This window comes from Kitasatospora sp. NPDC059577, from assembly GCF_042735475.1.
Lineage (GTDB): Bacteria > Actinomycetota > Actinomycetes > Streptomycetales > Streptomycetaceae > Kitasatospora.
This window is the reverse complement of the sequence record NZ_JBHWBZ010000049.1, coordinates 47,321-61,320: the sequence shown is the minus strand read 5'-3', so window position 1 is coordinate 61,320 and position 14,000 is coordinate 47,321. Positions and strand designations below refer to the sequence as shown.

General features: G+C 75.4%; 12 protein-coding genes and 2 pseudogenes. 4 read left to right on the top strand and 10 right to left on the bottom strand.

What is annotated here, in order from left to right:
* Window positions 1–134 precede the first annotated feature (134 nt).
* The gene (locus ACFV0O_RS29910; RefSeq protein ID WP_380346761.1) at window positions 135–821 is read right to left on the bottom strand and encodes a hypothetical protein; all 687 of its coding nucleotides are present in this window, start codon (window positions 819–821) and stop codon (window positions 135–137) included.
* Between the two features lie 114 nt (window positions 822–935).
* A complete protein-coding gene (locus tag ACFV0O_RS29905) occupies window positions 936–2,153 on the bottom strand; it encodes a serine hydrolase domain-containing protein (RefSeq protein WP_380346760.1) in 1,218 nt (405 codons plus the stop codon).
* Window positions 2,154–2,527: 374 nt separating this feature from the next.
* On the opposite strand from ACFV0O_RS29905, the gene ACFV0O_RS29900 reads away from it, so the two are divergent.
* Window positions 2,528–3,520 carry an LD-carboxypeptidase gene (locus tag ACFV0O_RS29900; RefSeq protein ID WP_380346758.1) on the top strand — a complete coding sequence of 331 codons (993 nt, stop codon included), beginning with the start codon at window positions 2,528–2,530 and terminating at the stop codon, window positions 3,518–3,520.
* Between the two features lie 19 nt (window positions 3,521–3,539).
* On the opposite strand, the pseudogene ACFV0O_RS29895 reads toward ACFV0O_RS29900, so the two are convergent.
* Window positions 3,540–3,837: pseudogene (locus ACFV0O_RS29895) on the bottom strand (UTRA domain-containing protein); the annotation flags it as partial.
* On the opposite strand from ACFV0O_RS29895, the gene ACFV0O_RS29890 reads away from it, so the two are divergent.
* The gene (locus tag ACFV0O_RS29890; RefSeq protein ID WP_380346783.1) at window positions 3,835–4,014 is read left to right on the top strand and encodes a hypothetical protein; all 180 of its coding nucleotides are present in this window, start codon (window positions 3,835–3,837) and stop codon (window positions 4,012–4,014) included. The pseudogene ACFV0O_RS29895 and the gene ACFV0O_RS29890 overlap by 3 nt on opposite strands.
* Before the next feature lie 87 nt (window positions 4,015–4,101).
* Here ACFV0O_RS29890 and ACFV0O_RS29885 read toward each other — a convergent pair whose 3' ends face one another.
* Both ACFV0O_RS29885 and ligA read right to left on the bottom strand, forming a co-directional pair.
* On the bottom strand, window positions 4,102–4,734 hold the full coding sequence (locus ACFV0O_RS29885) for a DUF3592 domain-containing protein (RefSeq protein ID WP_380346757.1): 633 nt from the start codon (window positions 4,732–4,734) through the stop codon (window positions 4,102–4,104).
* A 173-nt stretch (window positions 4,735–4,907) separates the two neighbouring features.
* On the bottom strand, window positions 4,908–6,980 hold the full coding sequence (gene ligA, locus ACFV0O_RS29880) for an NAD-dependent DNA ligase LigA (RefSeq protein ID WP_380346780.1): 2,073 nt from the start codon (window positions 6,978–6,980) through the stop codon (window positions 4,908–4,910).
* Between the two features lie 370 nt (window positions 6,981–7,350).
* Here ligA and ACFV0O_RS29875 point away from each other — a divergent pair, with 370 nt between their 5' ends.
* A complete protein-coding gene (locus ACFV0O_RS29875; protein ID WP_380346755.1) occupies window positions 7,351–7,863 on the top strand; it encodes a hypothetical protein in 513 nt (170 codons plus the stop codon).
* Window positions 7,864–8,031: 168 nt separating this feature from the next.
* On the opposite strand, the gene ACFV0O_RS29870 is transcribed toward ACFV0O_RS29875, so the two are convergent.
* The 4 genes and pseudogenes from ACFV0O_RS29870 to ACFV0O_RS29855 form a co-directional block, all read right to left on the bottom strand.
* The gene (locus tag ACFV0O_RS29870; protein ID WP_360255275.1) at window positions 8,032–8,232 is read right to left on the bottom strand and encodes a hypothetical protein; all 201 of its coding nucleotides are present in this window, start codon (window positions 8,230–8,232) and stop codon (window positions 8,032–8,034) included.
* A 676-nt stretch (window positions 8,233–8,908) separates the two neighbouring features.
* Window positions 8,909–9,388 (bottom strand): hypothetical protein, encoded by a 480-nt coding sequence (locus tag ACFV0O_RS29865; RefSeq protein ID WP_380346753.1) that lies wholly within the window; start codon window positions 9,386–9,388, stop codon window positions 8,909–8,911.
* 107 nt (window positions 9,389–9,495) lie between these two features.
* Window positions 9,496–9,756: pseudogene (locus ACFV0O_RS29860) on the bottom strand (IS5/IS1182 family transposase); the annotation flags it as partial.
* 130 nt (window positions 9,757–9,886) lie between these two features.
* The gene (locus ACFV0O_RS29855; RefSeq protein ID WP_380346751.1) at window positions 9,887–11,545 is read right to left on the bottom strand and encodes an FAD-dependent monooxygenase; all 1,659 of its coding nucleotides are present in this window, start codon (window positions 11,543–11,545) and stop codon (window positions 9,887–9,889) included.
* Between the two features lie 378 nt (window positions 11,546–11,923).
* Here ACFV0O_RS29855 and ACFV0O_RS29850 point away from each other — a divergent pair, with 378 nt between their 5' ends.
* On the top strand, window positions 11,924–12,955 hold the full coding sequence (locus ACFV0O_RS29850; protein ID WP_380346749.1) for a glycosyltransferase family 2 protein: 1,032 nt from the start codon (window positions 11,924–11,926) through the stop codon (window positions 12,953–12,955).
* 294 nt (window positions 12,956–13,249) lie between these two features.
* On the opposite strand, the gene ACFV0O_RS29845 is transcribed toward ACFV0O_RS29850, so the two are convergent.
* A complete protein-coding gene (locus ACFV0O_RS29845) occupies window positions 13,250–13,972 on the bottom strand; it encodes a TetR/AcrR family transcriptional regulator (RefSeq protein ID WP_380346748.1) in 723 nt (240 codons plus the stop codon).
* Window positions 13,973–14,000 lie beyond the last annotated feature (28 nt).

Genomic DNA, 14,000 nt, shown 5'->3' with positions numbered 1-14,000 from the left:
TAAAAGAGACTGGCGCCCATTTTTTGTGGGTGGGTTTTGTTCGATCGGGCCCGGGCGAACCACCGCACTGGGGCGTATGTCGCTTACCAATACCGCCCCTGTCGTGTTTCCCGCCGCGGCGGCAGGACGGCCGGTCAGGCCGGCCAGTCCAGGCACAGCTCGTGGAACTGCCCGCCGAAGCGGCTCCGGGCGTGGGCGTGCATCCGGCGCAGGTACACCGGGTCGGCGGCGAGCCCGGAGTAACCCCAGCCGCGCCGCAGCGGCAGACCGGCGGTGTCGGCGAGGTACACGTCCAGGCCCGGGTACATCAGCTCGATGCAGGGCAGGTCGTCGACGTCCAGCGCGAACACCGGGTACTCGCCGTGCTCGTCGGCCTGCCCGGTCGCCAGCACCCGGCGCGAATCCGACCCGCCGGGCAGCAGGAAGCACTCGTCGAAGCGCTCCGACAGCGCCCCGAACGGCGCCCCCCACCCCTCGCCGAACTCCGCGGTCGCGATCTCGCCGAGCGGACGCGGCGTGAACACCAGCGCGTCCGTGCCGTCCCCGCTGTCCGTGCCGTCCGTGCCGTCTTCGGCGAACCACCCGAAGCGCCGCAGCATCCCGCTGTCGTACGCCAGCCACCGCCGCAGGCTCGGCGGCAGCGGCCGCCCGCTCGGGAACACCGCGCGCTCCAGCACCTCCGGCGCCACCGGCCGCGGCCGCCCGTCCACCCACGGCCCGGCGAAGCGGTCGTGGGCGAGGACGAGGCGCTGCGGATCGGCCCGGACGGCGGCGATGGCGCGCTCGGTCAGCGCGACGCCGTGCTCGGCGGCGGAGGTCATCACGGACTCCCGGAGGTGCGGTGATCGCGGGGACGGGCGCCGGCGGGCGCCGGCCGGACCAACCTACGGGTCGGCTACGACAGTTGGCGGCCCGGCCGGCGCGGGAGGCGGGCCTCAGCCGGCCGACAGCGCGCAGACGAAGTCCTCCTCGACCGCGCGCAGCTGCGCCAGCAGGTCCGGGGCGACCCGCTCGTTGACCTGCGTGGTGACGGACACCGTGACGCTGCGCCGCCCGTCCGGGGTGCCCGCGCCGAACTGGGTGTAGCCCGCGGTGTTGCCCGTGTGCCCGTACACCACGCCGCACCGGGTGGAGTACTCGAAGATCGCCAGCCCGGCCCGGTTGGCGCCCGGGCCGGCCGGCTCGGAGGCGCCCTCGACGAAGGTCCGCTGCTGGCGTCGGGTCGCGGCGGAGATCAGCGGGCCGCCCGCGTACCCGGCCGCGAACGCGCTGAAGTCCCTCGGGGTGGAGACGATGCCGCCCGAGGCCCAGGCGCCCGAGGCGCCGAACAGGGTGCTGACGTCCTCCGGCGGCTCGGGCGGCTGGACGGCGTAGCCGTGCAGGTACGGCTCGGGCAGCTCGTAGCCGGAGGGCAGGCTGGTGCGCCTCAGCCCCAGCGGCCGGTAGACCTCGGCGGCCAGCAGGTCCTCGTAGCGCTGCCCGGTGACGGCCTCGGCCATCAGGGCGACGGCGATGTTGTCGGAGTTGGAGTAGTGGTACTGCGAGCCGGGGGTGAACTCCAGGTCCTCGTCGGCGACGAAGTCCAGCAGGTGCCGGGAGTCGAACACGTGGTGCGGGTCGGCGCGGATCAGGGCGACGAAGTCCGGCGCGTTGCTGTAGTCCGGCAGCCCGCTGGTGTGCTGGAGCAGCTGGCGCAGCGTCACCGCGCCCCAGGCGGCGGGCAGCGTGGGCAGCCGCTCGGCGATCGTGTCGTCCAGCCCGAGCTGCCCGCAGTCGACCAGGCGCAGCGCGACGGCGCCGCTGAACGCCTTCGCGGCGCTGGCCAGGCGCATGTGGTCGTCGATCCGGGGCGGCCGGCGGGTGCCGACCTCGGCCGTCCCGGCCCGGTACACCCGCACCCGGTCGCCGTCGCGGAGCACCGCGATCGCCCCGGGCGGGCCGTCCGGACGGTCGACCAGCTCCTGCAGCCGGGCCCGCAGCGCGAGGTCGTCGTCGTCCCGGGGCGCGGCCGAGGCGGGCCCGGCGGGCGCCAGCGCCAGCACGGCGGTGAGCAGGGCGGCGGCCGCGTGCCCGGGGCGGGCGGACAGCGGAGCGGGGCGAGCGGGGCGGTCAGGGTGGGAGGGGGGTGAGCAGCGGCGGGAGCGCAGGGACACGGCGGGGCCTCCGGACGGCGACGGGGACGACTCGGGTGACGCGGCGGCGGGGACGGATGCACCGCCGCCCTGGCCGCAAGGGATCACCCGCCGCCGCCCGGCGGAAACGGCCGCGGGCCCGCCGTGACCCGCCCAGCCGAGCCCACCGGGCCGCCCGGGCGGCCCCGCCGCGCACAGCGATCCCGACGTCCGTCCACGGACCGCGGCCCCGGGGCCCGGTGACGCCGTATCGGGGCGAAATCCGGTTGCCGAAGCGGTGGCGGGCGGCGAGACTGCGCTGCGGCCTGCCCGGCCTGCCCGGCCTGCCCGGCCGCCGGGTGTCCCGCCCGTCCGGCGGCGGCCGGATCCGCCACCTGTGAAACCGGGGTCCTCACGTGTCCGATCTGCTCCTTCCCCGCGCCCTGCGCCCCGGTGACCTGGTGGCGGTGGCCGCGCCGTCCGGCCCGCTCGAAGCCGACGATCGGCCGTTGCTGGCCCGTGGCACGGCCGTGCTGGAGGAGCTGGGCTTCCGGGTGCGGGTGTGCCCGTCGGTCGCCGGGGCACGCAGCCGCTGGTGGGCCGCGGGCCGTCCGGCCGAGCAGGCCGCGGAGTTCAACGCCCTGCTGCGCGATCCGGAGGTGCGGGCGGTCTTCGCGCACAGCGGCGGGCAGGCGGTGACCGGCTGGCTGGACCTGCTGGACCTGGACGCCGTGCGCGCCGACCCCAAGCCGGTCCTGGGCTGCAGCGACGTCTCCCAGCTGCTGCTGGCCCTGCACGCCCGCACCGGCCTGGTCGGCGTGCACGCCGACATGGTCACCCACGGCTTCGGCGACTCGTGGAGCGAGCGGTTCACGGACGGCCCCGAGGAGGACGGTGCGCGCCGGGCCCTGCGCGAGGCGTACGCGCGGGTGCTCACCGAGCCGGTCGCCGCCGGGCCGCTGCCGGCGCTCTCCCCGTGGCAGTGCTGGCGCGACGGCCGTGCCCGGGGCCGGCTGGTCGGCGGATTGCTCCGGCGGATCGTCTCCCTCCAGGCCACCCCGTACGCCGTCCCCGCGCGGAGCTTCGACGGGGCGGTGCTGTTCTGGGAGGAGACGGGCAAGCCGCTGTCCGCCGTCTGGAACGACCTGCACGCGCTGCGACTGGCCGGCGTCCTGGACCGGATCGCGGCGATGGTGGTGGGCACGCCGCACCGGGTCGGTTCCGGCGACGCGGCGGAGCCGGCCCTGCGCGAGGTGGTCCTGGACGTGCTCGGCGACCGCCCGCTGCCCGTCCTCGCCGGGGTGGACCTCGGCCACGCCGGCCCCAACCTCCCGCTGCCCCTCGGTGTGGAGACCGAGGTCGACGCCACCGCCCGGACGCTCACCCTGGTGGCTCCGGCGGTCTCCTGACCCCGGGAAGCCGCGGGCGTCAGCCCCCGGCCGGGGCGCCGAGGGCGAGGGTGAAGCTGAAGCGGTCGCCGCGGTAGAGCGTGCGGACCTGTTCCAGCGGGCGGCCGGCGGCGTCGAGGCTGCGGCGGTGCAGCAGGAGCATCGGCAGGGCGGCCGGGGTGCCGACGAGCAGGGCCTCGCGCGGGGTGGCGAGGACGGTCTCGATGCGCTCGTCGGCGGCACCGGGGTGGACGCCGTGCTCGCGCAGGTAGCCGTAGTAAGGAGCCCTCGGGGTCGAAGTCCCGGTCCAGGTCGGGGACCCGGGCGACGCTCACGTGGTCTTCGACAACGGCGCCCCGCAGCTCGTGAAGTCCTACCGCAGCGACCTCGACACCGTCGAGCACCTGCCCGTCACCGTCCCGGCCGGCGCCGCCACCGCCCGCTTCCGGTTCCGCTACACCGGCACCAACAGCGCCTTCCGGACCGTCGACCAGGTCACCTTCACCGCCCCCTGATCCACCGCCCCCTGATCCACCGCCGCCCGACCGGCCGCCGGACCACGCGGGCGGGGCGCGTCCCCCGACGCCCCGCCCGCCTGGCGTTCAGTGGGCCGACGGCGGACCGGAGAACACGCCGAAGCACAGGGGGTCGGAGGACCCCGGGGTGCAGACGGCGACGGTGGGGAAACCGCTGGGGCCCCACCCCGAGTCGGGGAACCCGTGGTCCGGGACGTTCGGACCCGGGGACGTCAGCGGCGCCGGGGCGTCGGCACCCGCCCCGCCGGGCCCGCCCCCGAAACCGGCCACGGCGGCGGTCACCCCGATGCCGACGACCACCAGGCCGACCACGGCCTCCGCGACCAGCAGGGCGGTGATCCCGGACGGGTGCCGGTCGGCGATCACCGCCCGCCGCGGCCGCTCCGGCAGGTACCGCACCTGCACCCGGTCGCCCCGCACCCGCGGGACGCCGGACGTGTCCCGGAACCGGACGTCCTGGCCGTCCGGTGTGGTGAACCCGATGATCACGTGCCGGTCGGAGGAGGTGCGCCGGTCCGTCCCGGTTCCCCGGGTCTCCACCGTCACATAGGTGTCGAGGCACCGGGCCTGCGCCGTCAGCCCCTCCGCCAGGGTCCGCGCCCGTAGCCGGACCTTGAGCACCACCCCGGTCAGGGCCGCCGCCCCCAGACCCGACGCGGCGACCCCGATCACCGACCGGAGGACACTGTCGTCCGCCATGTCCACCCCCCGTGGAACTGCTTGCCGTACGTAGGAACCTTCGCCATGGAGACGGTGATCGGCCCCGCGCGGTTCCGGCCGCCCCCGGGCCGGCGGAACCCGCCGGGGCGCTCCCCGGACACGACGGATCCCGCCCGGGCCCGGCCCGGACGGGATCCGCGGTTGACCGTCCGTCAGGCCCCGGGCAGGTGGTCGGCGACGAGGACGGCGAAGTCGTCGGGGGTGACGATCCGGATGCCGAGCTCCTCCGCCTTGGCCCGCTTGGAACCGGCCTTCTCACCCGCCACCAGCAGGGTGGTGCGCTTGGAGACGGACGAGGACGCCTTGCCGCCGGCGCGCTCGATCAGCTCGTTCATCTCGTTGCGGGACAGCGCGGCGAGCGGGCCGGTCATGCTGCCGGTGACGACGACGGCCTCGCCCGCGAGCGGGCCCGCGCCCCCTCCGTCCGTCGCCGCCGGCCCCTCGGCCGCCCCCTCGGCGGCCGCCGCGACGGGCACCAGCGGCGCGGTGACGGCGGTTCCCACGTCCTGGGCCGCGAGGCGGTCCAGCAGCGGTGCGAGTTCGGCGAGTTCGGCGACGATCACCCGGGCCTTCTCGGTGCCGATGCCGTCGACCTGGGCCAGGGTGTCGGCGTCCGCGGCGCGGATCGCGGCCATCGAACCGAAGTGGGCGGCGATCCGGCGGGACATGGTGCGCCCGGTGCCGCGCACGCCGAGCGCGCAGAAGACCCGGTTCAGCGGGCGGCTGCGGGCGGACTCGATCGCGGCGAGCAGGTTGTCGGTACTGGTCTCGCCCATCCGCTCCAGGGAGAGCAGCTGCTCGCGGGTGAGCGTCCACAGGTCGGCGAGGTCGGCGACCAGACCGGCCTCGACCAGCTGGACGGCGCGGGTGCCGCCCAGGCCCTCGATGTCCAGCTGGTCACGGCCCACGGCGTAGCCGATCGATGCCACCACCTGGCAGTTGCGGCCCCGCACGCAGCGCCAGCGCTGCTCCTCCCGGTCGATCGCGTCACCGCAGCGCGGGCACGCCTCGGGGAAGGCGATCGGCCGCTCGTCACCGGTGCGCTCCTCGACCAGCGGCGCCTCGACGCGCGGGATGACGTCCCCGGCGCGGTAGACGAAGACCCGGTCGCCCAGCATCAGACCGCGCCGGGTGATGTCGGCGGGGTTGTGGAGCGTGGCGTAGGTGACGGTGACACCGTCGATGACGACCGGCTCCAGCACGGCGCGCGGGGCGATGATGCCGGTGCGCCCGACGTTCCACTCGACGTCCAGCAGCCGGGTCACCTTGTGCTCGGCGGCGAGCTTGCGGGCCACGGCCCAGCGCGGCGCCCGGGAACCGGAACCGGCCTCCCGCCGGTCCGCCGCGGAGTCCGCCTTGACCACCACCCCGTCGATGCCGAACGGCAGCCCGGAGCGGAGCGCGGCGATCTCGTCGACGCGCCGCTGGGCCTCCTCCAGCGTGGCGCAGCGCAGCGGGTGGGCGGCGGTGACGGCGGCGGTGTTCGCCCCCAGGGCGGCCAGGCGCTCCAGCAGGGCGCTGTGGGTGAGGTCGTCGTCGAGGCCGACCGCGCCGTAACCGAAGAAGGTCAGCTCGACGCGGTACGGACGGTCCTTGGCGCGCAGGGTGCCGGCGGCGCCGTTGCGCGGATTGGCGAAGGGGACGGCGCCGTGCGCGGTGCGGACCTCGTTGGCGTGCTCGAACTGCTCGCGGGTCAGCAGGACCTCGCCGCGCAGCTCGACGTCGACGGGCTCGGCGAGCACGGCGGGCAGGCCCAGCACCGCGTCCGCGGCGTGGCTGATGTCCTCGCCGGCCAGACCGTCGCCGCGGGTGATCAGCTGGTGCAGGCGCCCGGCGCGGTAGCGGGCGGCCACCGCCAGGCCGTCCAGCTTGGGCTCCACGCACCAGGCGGCCACCGGGCGGCCCAGCCGGCGCTCCAGCCCGGCCGCCCAGTCCGCCAGCTCCTCGGGCGAGAAGACGTTGTCCAGCGACAGCATCGGCACGCTGTGCGGCACGTCGCCCCCGACGGCGCCGCCGGCGACCTTCCCGGTGGGGGAGTCCGGCAGCACCTCGCCCGGGTGCGCCTCCTCGTAGGCGGCGACGGAGCGCAGCAGGGCGTCGTACTCGTCGTCGCCGAGCGGTGTGCCGCCGTCGGTGTAGTAGGCGGCGGCCGCCCGGACGGCGGTGGCAACGGCGTCGGCGTAGTCGCCGGGGGTGAGCAGAGCGGCGTCGTTCATGGACAGCATCATCACCACCGGCACTGACAACGGACGCCGCCGGGCAGTGCCGGGGCCGTGCCCGGGCCGCATCCGGGTGGTCCGGGGGGTGGTGCGGGGAGCGGGTGCGGGCGGCTGGGCGGGCGTACCACCCGGCGCGGCCGGTCGCGCCCCGCTCCCGCCGGGGCGGCGGTGCACGCGGACTGCTCCCGGCTGCGGGCGGCCGACGTTGACGCCCGGTCACACCGGGGTGGAGCGTGGCCGGTGGCGGGGTGCCGTCGCTCCGGCCCTCCCGCCCTCCCGCCTTCCCGCCCTTCCGTTCTCGTTCTCGCGCGTTCCCGGCCGCGTACTCGTCCGCGTTCTCCGTCCGCGTTCCCGTCCCGAGCACCGAGGAGTCCCCGTGCGTTCCAGCGCGTCCGTCCGAAGAGCCCCCGTCCTGGCCGCCTGCGCGTTCGCGCTGGCCGCCCTGCTGTCACCGGCCGCCCCGGCCCTCGCGTCCCCGGCCCTCGCGCTCCCCGCCGCGGTCCCCGCCGTCGACCCGCCGTTCGGGACGCAGACCGTGATCGGCCTGTACGCGCCCGTCCCGGCCGGCTGGGCGGCCGTCGCCCGGAACCAGGCGACCGGCCAGAAGACCATCGAGTTCCTCGGCGGAGCGCCCTACCTGGCCAGGGTCGCGGTGCTGGCCAACACCACCGTTCCGGCCGGCTGGGTGCTGGTGGGCGTGTCCCTCGACGGCCAGACCTCCGTCGTCGCCTACCTCGGCGGCGCGCCCCACGGGGCCACGGTCACGGCCGACGTCGGCTGCACGACGCCCGGCGGCCGGATCTACGGCTACCCGGTGCCGGCCGGCTGGTCGATCGTCGGCAGCGGCACCAACTCCGCGTGCTCGTACCAGAACCTGCGCTTCGCCTGAGCCCGCTCCGCGGCGTCGCCCGGGTCCTGCCGGGCGTCCTCCTGCCGGGTGGACCGCCCGCACTGGGCGTGCCGAAGGGGGTCCCGCGGGGCCGGGGCGGGGGCGGTGCCACCGGTGGACGGTCGGACCCGTCCAGGTCGGCCCCGCGCCCGCCGGCCCCGGTTCCGCTCAGGGGAGGTAGCGCTCCAGCGCGGCAGCGCCCTTGCGCTCGATCTCCTGCCGGGCCCACTCGATGCGCCCGGGGGTGACGTCGCGGCCCGACGCCATCACGAGGTCCTCGGGGTCGAAGGGCCGCTCGGACCCGGAGTAGAGCTGGCGCTGCATCCCGGATGCCGACTCCGGCACGCCCTCGTTCGACGATTCGCGCATGTCCATCACCTCATCGCATGGTGTCCCGTACGCACGGTCCTTCGATGGTCGTTCGGACGGCCGGACCGTGACGGGTGGAGCACGACCAAGTTACTCCGTTCGGGTGAACGCGCGACCCGACGGCCGACCCGGCCGCGGTCCGGGCCGCCGAACCGGTGCCGCAGTCGAGCTCCGGCGCGCGCTCGCCGGAGCGCGCGCGAGGCGCTCGTGCGCCCACGCGCGCAGCCGCCGCACACCGGCCGCCGCACACCGGCGTTGGCGGCCCGGACGTCCAGGGCGGCCGGCCGGCCGGGTCGGTGACCGCGGGGGCGGCCTCGGCCGCGTGGAAGGCCGAGGTGGGACGCGGGTCGCTCATGGCGTCACCACAGGACGCCGCCCGGACACCGTCCGTGGCCCGCCCCGGACCCCGACCCCCTGTGGAATGCCCTCGGCTCGCCGTTCAACGTCTGCTCAAGCTCCAAGGGAAACAATTCGCCACGGTGCTCGGCCGGGAACGCGGCACACTCCCCGCCGGGATCGACTCACGGCACTCCCGGACATCGGGCCCGACCATCCGTCGACCCATTCCCGCATCGCCACGGAAAAGAGTCCGGCCCCGTCGCTCGCGCGGCGGGGCCGGAATCAGGATCGGCCCGGTTCAGCGACCTGCGGAAGCGCGTTCATTCTCGATTCCGGGTCACGCGGCTGCTTCGGCCGACTCCGGTGACGAAGTTCGGCGCCCGCGTGACGTGCGCCAGGTGCGCCAGAGAAACACCGGCCAGGCAATTGCCGCCGCCAGACCACCGACGGCGAAGCCCGTCACCAGCAGGTAGGAGGAGCCGCCCTCCGTGGAGAAGACTCCGCCGGCGGCGCCGGAGTCCCGTGCTACGGCCGTGCCTCCGATCCGCAAGGAATCCGGTCCGTCGTAAAGGAGGACGTTCGTGCGGGTGGAAGCGCCGTCCGCCGCCTTCCAGTCGCCGTAGAAGTCACAGGACCCGTGGCTGCAGGACTCCCGGGCGGCAGTGAACGTCCCGGTGACTCCGCTGCCGCTCTGCGCCTTCCATGCGGGCACGAGATCGGGAGCGGCCTTGGCAAGGCCGACAAAGGCTATGAAAGGCAAGCCGATCCAGAGGAATACCGACATGCGCCAGTGGCGCGTTGAGGGGGAGTCGCTCACGACGGTGGAGCTTACGATGCGGGTCGGTTCCGGTAAAACCACTTCAGTCGTGAACCCCCGTGCACGGCACATTTCGTCCTCCGCATTCATGGTGATGAGACCGGCCTCACCCGGCGCCGGGACGGGACGGCGAGCCCCTTCGCGTCCCTGGGCCCGTCGACCGTATTGATCGTGAGGTGCAGGTACTTCTGTGCCCCGCCGACCAGTTGGCCGGCGTCGGCGTGGGCGTAGGCGGCCCGGACGGTGGTGATCTCCGGGTGTGTCAGCCGCAGCCGGAACAGCACGTCCTTCGCCGCGTGCCGGTCGGTGACGTCGGCCGGGGTGACCGTGACGAACGGCGGCAGGCCCTTGGTGTCCACGACCGGGTGCCCTCGATCCTGATCCGCCGGCCGGCTACCCCCGGGCGCAGTTGACGCCCACTCGGGCCGGCACCGGCACCGGCACCGGCACCGGCACCGGTGATCGGGGCCGGTGATCGGGCCGGTGCTCGGGCGGTGCTCAGGCCGGGGCGAAGGTGCGGCGCAGGTGGGCGACCAGGCGGGCCGGGTCCGCGGCAGGCAGCCGGGCGGCGAGGTAGCCGTCGGGACGGACGAGCACGGCCTCGCCGTCGCCGGGCCGGTAGGCGGCGTGGAAGGCGCCGGCGGTGTCGTGGACCACGGGCAGCCGCAGGCCCGCCGAAGCGGCGGGGGAGTGCGGGGACTGCGTCGAGTACGGCGAGTGGGGCGAGTGCGGGGACTCCGGGGCTTCCGGGCCGAGGACGGCGTACACGTCGAGCAGCCCGTGCGCGGCCGCGTGGGCGGCGGCCGCGCAGGCGTGCAGGGCCGGGGCGTCGGTGGCGGGGCCCGCGGCCAGCAGCAGGACGTGGCGGGTGCCGCGCAGAAGCTCGTGCAGGCGCTGCGGGTAGGCGGTCAGGGGGCGGGTGAGGCCCGGGCAGTCGGGGGCGCGGTCGCCGGGGGCGGGGCGGGTGCCCGGGGCGGGCTCGGTCAGCGGTCCTCCGCGGTAGCCGACGAGGAGCTGGGCCTCGCGCAGCAGCGGGGCGGCGGGGTCGGCGGGGTCGGCGTCGAAGCCCGTGCGGGCGTGGCGCACGGTGCGGGAGACGACCTCCTCGCCGACCGGGTGGCGTTCGGCGTGGTAGCTGTCGAGGAGGGTTCCGGTGGCGACGCCGCGCACGGTGAGGGCGAGCTTCCAGGCGAGGTTGAAGGCATCCTGGATCCCGGTGTTCATGCCCTGGGCGCCGGTGGGCGGGTGGATGTGGGCGGCGTCGCCGGCCAGCAGCAGACGTCCTTCGCGGTAGCGCTCGGCGAGGCGGTGGCTGATCCGGAACACCGAGGACCAGCGCAGCGCGGAGGCGGTGGCGGGCCGCGGCGACAGCCGGTCCAGGCCCTGCTGGATGTGCCGCAGTTCGGGGGTGCGGCCGCCCTCCAGCCCGTGCGCGACCCCGCGCACCGGGTCGGCGTCGGTGGCGAGTTCGGGCGGGACGGTCATCGACACCCGGTAGCGGTGCCGGCCGGGCAGCGGGACGCACACCAGCGTCTCCCCGTCGGCGCCGCCGGTGGCGCGCACGGCGTAGCCGGGCGGCAGGTCCCAGTCCAGCTCGACGTCGCCGAGCATGAACTGCTCGGGGAAGGCGTCGCCGGCGAAGCCGATCCCGGCGGCGTGGCGCACCGTGCTGTGGGCGCCGTCGCAGCCCACGACCCAGCGGGCGGACAGCTCGCGCGGACCCCCCGGGGCGGCCAGCGTGACGAGCACGCCGTCCTCGTCCTGCCGCAGGCCGACCACCTCGGTGCCGCGCTCGACCACGGCGCCGTGGCCGGCCAGGTGCTCGGCCAGCAGCCGCTCGGTGGCGTCCTGGGGCAGCGCGGCGAAGCGGTACGGCACGTCGGCGGGGAGACCGAGGTCGAGGCGCGGGCCGGGCTCGCCGTCCACGAAGGCCAGTTGGCCGAGCAGGGGCACCGCCTCGTCCAGGGCCCGGCCCACCAGCCCCATGGCGTCCCAGACCTCCAGGGTGCGGGGCTGGATGCCCACCGCCTTGGCGTACGGCTGCGGGGCGTCCAGCCGGTCGACGATCCGGCACCGCACGCCACGGCGGCACAGCTCTGCGGCGGCGGTCAGACCCACCGGTCCGGCCCCCACGACCAGTACGTCGGTGTCGTCCATGCCCGCTCCTCGGTGCCCGGCACCGGCGGCGCCGCCGTACTCCCAGGCTGCCCTCCGGCGCGGGCCTCCGCCCGGCGGTCGGCGTCCGGTCCCGTCCGGGGCGTGCCGGGCCCTCGTCGGTCCTCGTCCTCGTCCTCGTCCGTGTCGGGGGCGGCGTCCGGCCCGCCGGCGGGTGCACCGTTCGGGTCAGGGCGTGTGCCAACGGTTGACGCCGGGCACGCCTGCTCCACCGACCCGCAGCCTCGACGCCATTCCCCGTTCGTCCGACAGTCTTGTAAGGTCCCTACATTCGGGCCACTGCCGGTGGTCGGCCGTCGGCGGTGCGTACCCGCCCGGCTCCGCCCGGCCCGTCCGCACCTGAGCGAAAGGCGCCGCCCGATGGCCCCCCGCCTGTCCGTCGTCGTCCCGATCTACAACGTCGAGCGCTACCTCCGGGAATGCCTCGACTCGATCGCGGCCCAGACCTTCGAGGACTTCGAATGCGTCCTGGTCGACGACGGCTCGACCGACGACGGACCCGTCATCGCCAAGGCCTACGCCGACCGCGACCCGCGCTTCCGGCTGGTCCGGCAGGAGAACAAGGGCCTCGGCGCCGCCCGCAACACCGGCTGGCGCCACCTCACCCCCGGCACCGAGTACCTGGCCTTCGTCGACAGTGACGACACCCTGCCGCCGCACGCCTACCAGCTGATGATCAGCACGCTGGACGAGACCGGATCCGACTTCGTCACCGGAAACGCGCTGCGCCTGCGCACCAGCGGCCTCACCCCCTCGCACGGCCACCGCCGCGCCTTCCGCGAGACCCGGCTGCGCACCCACGTCAGCGAACTGCCCGCCCTGGTCACCGACCGCACCGCCTGGAACAAGGTCTACCGGCGCTCCTTCTTCGACACGGCGGCCGTCCTGTACCCCGAGGGCATCCTCTACGAGGACGCCCCGGTCAGCGTGCCCCACCACTTCCTCGCCGAGCGGGTCGACGTGCTCGCCGAGCCCATCTACCACTGGCGGGTGCGCGAGGACGGCGACCTGTCCATCACCCAGAAGAAGACCGACCCGCGCGGCGTGGTCGACCGGGTCCGCTCGATGGAACTGGTCCGGCAGTGGCTGATCGCCCGCCCCGAGCCGGAGTTCGCCGAGCACCTGCGCGCCTACGACCACAACTGCCTGGTCGAGGAGATCCCGATGTTCTTCTGGTCCGTCCCGGACGGCGACCGCGCCTACCGCGAGGCCTACCAGCAGCACGTCAGCCGGCTGCTGCAGGCCATCGGCCCCGAGCGGCTGGCCGGGCTCAGCAGCCAGCTGCGGCTCAAGTACCGCCTGACACTGGCCGACCGGATGCACCGCTTCGTCGCCGTCCAGCGCCTGCACCGCCTCGCCCGCCGCACCCGTCAGGCCGCCACCCGGGCCTGAACCGCCGGGCCCGCACCGGCGGGTCCGATTTCCCGTGACCGAACCGCCGGGCCTGCGCCCGGGAGTCGGCTGCCGCCGGCGCGCGGCAGGAGCAGGTCACGGCCGTGCACGGGGGCCCCTTGGACCACTGCGGCAGGAGCTCGCCGACCAGCCGGAGGACCTCCTCCAGGTTGTCCCCCGCCCACTCGTCGTCGCAGCCGTCGTCATCGACGTCGTCGTCATCGACGTCTTCGGTGTCGCCGCCGCCTCCGGGCGGCCGACGGCAGCACGAGGTCGGCGGCAGCACGAGGCCGGTCAGCCGCGCGCGAGCCCGTCGATCATCAGGCCGAGGGCGAAGTCGAAGCGGTCGTGGCCCTCGCCCGCGGTGAGTTCGGCGGCGTGGCGGGTGGTGTGCGGGAAGGCCCCGGCGGGCAGGGCGGTGAACCGGCGCAGCAGTTCGTCACGGTCGACGACCCAGGCGGAGTCCTCGTGCGCCGCGCGCCGGCGCACGATCGACGTCTCCAGGCAGTAGGCGGCCACGTACAGCAGGAGGGCGTCGACGGCCCAGGCGGCGGCCTGCGGGGCGACGCCGCCGGTGAGCAGGATCGCCAGCATGCCCTCGCCGACGCGTACGGTCTCCAGGTCGGTGGGGGCCATGGCGAGCGCGGCGCGGGAGATGCCGGGGTACTTCAGGTACTGGTCGCGGATCCGGGCGCACAGGTCGTGGATCTGCTCGCGCCAGGCCGCCGGATCGGGCTCGGGCATGGCGAGTTCGGAGCACAGCCGGCCGATGAGCAGTTCGTCGAGGTCGGCCTTGTTGACCACGTGGGCGTAGAGCGAGGCGGGTCCGGTGTCGAGCGCGCCGGCCAGCCGGCGCATGGTCAGTGCCTCGTAGCCCTCGGTGGCGATGACGTCCAGCGCGGTGTCGACGACCTGGTCCACGGTGATCGGGGCCCTGCGGCGCCGCGGACTGGGGTCGGTTCCGGCCTCGGGGTTCGGCGGCTGGTGGCGTGCCGCGCGTCGCTCTCTCGGGTTCACCCGGCCATTCTAGCGCGACACGAACGAT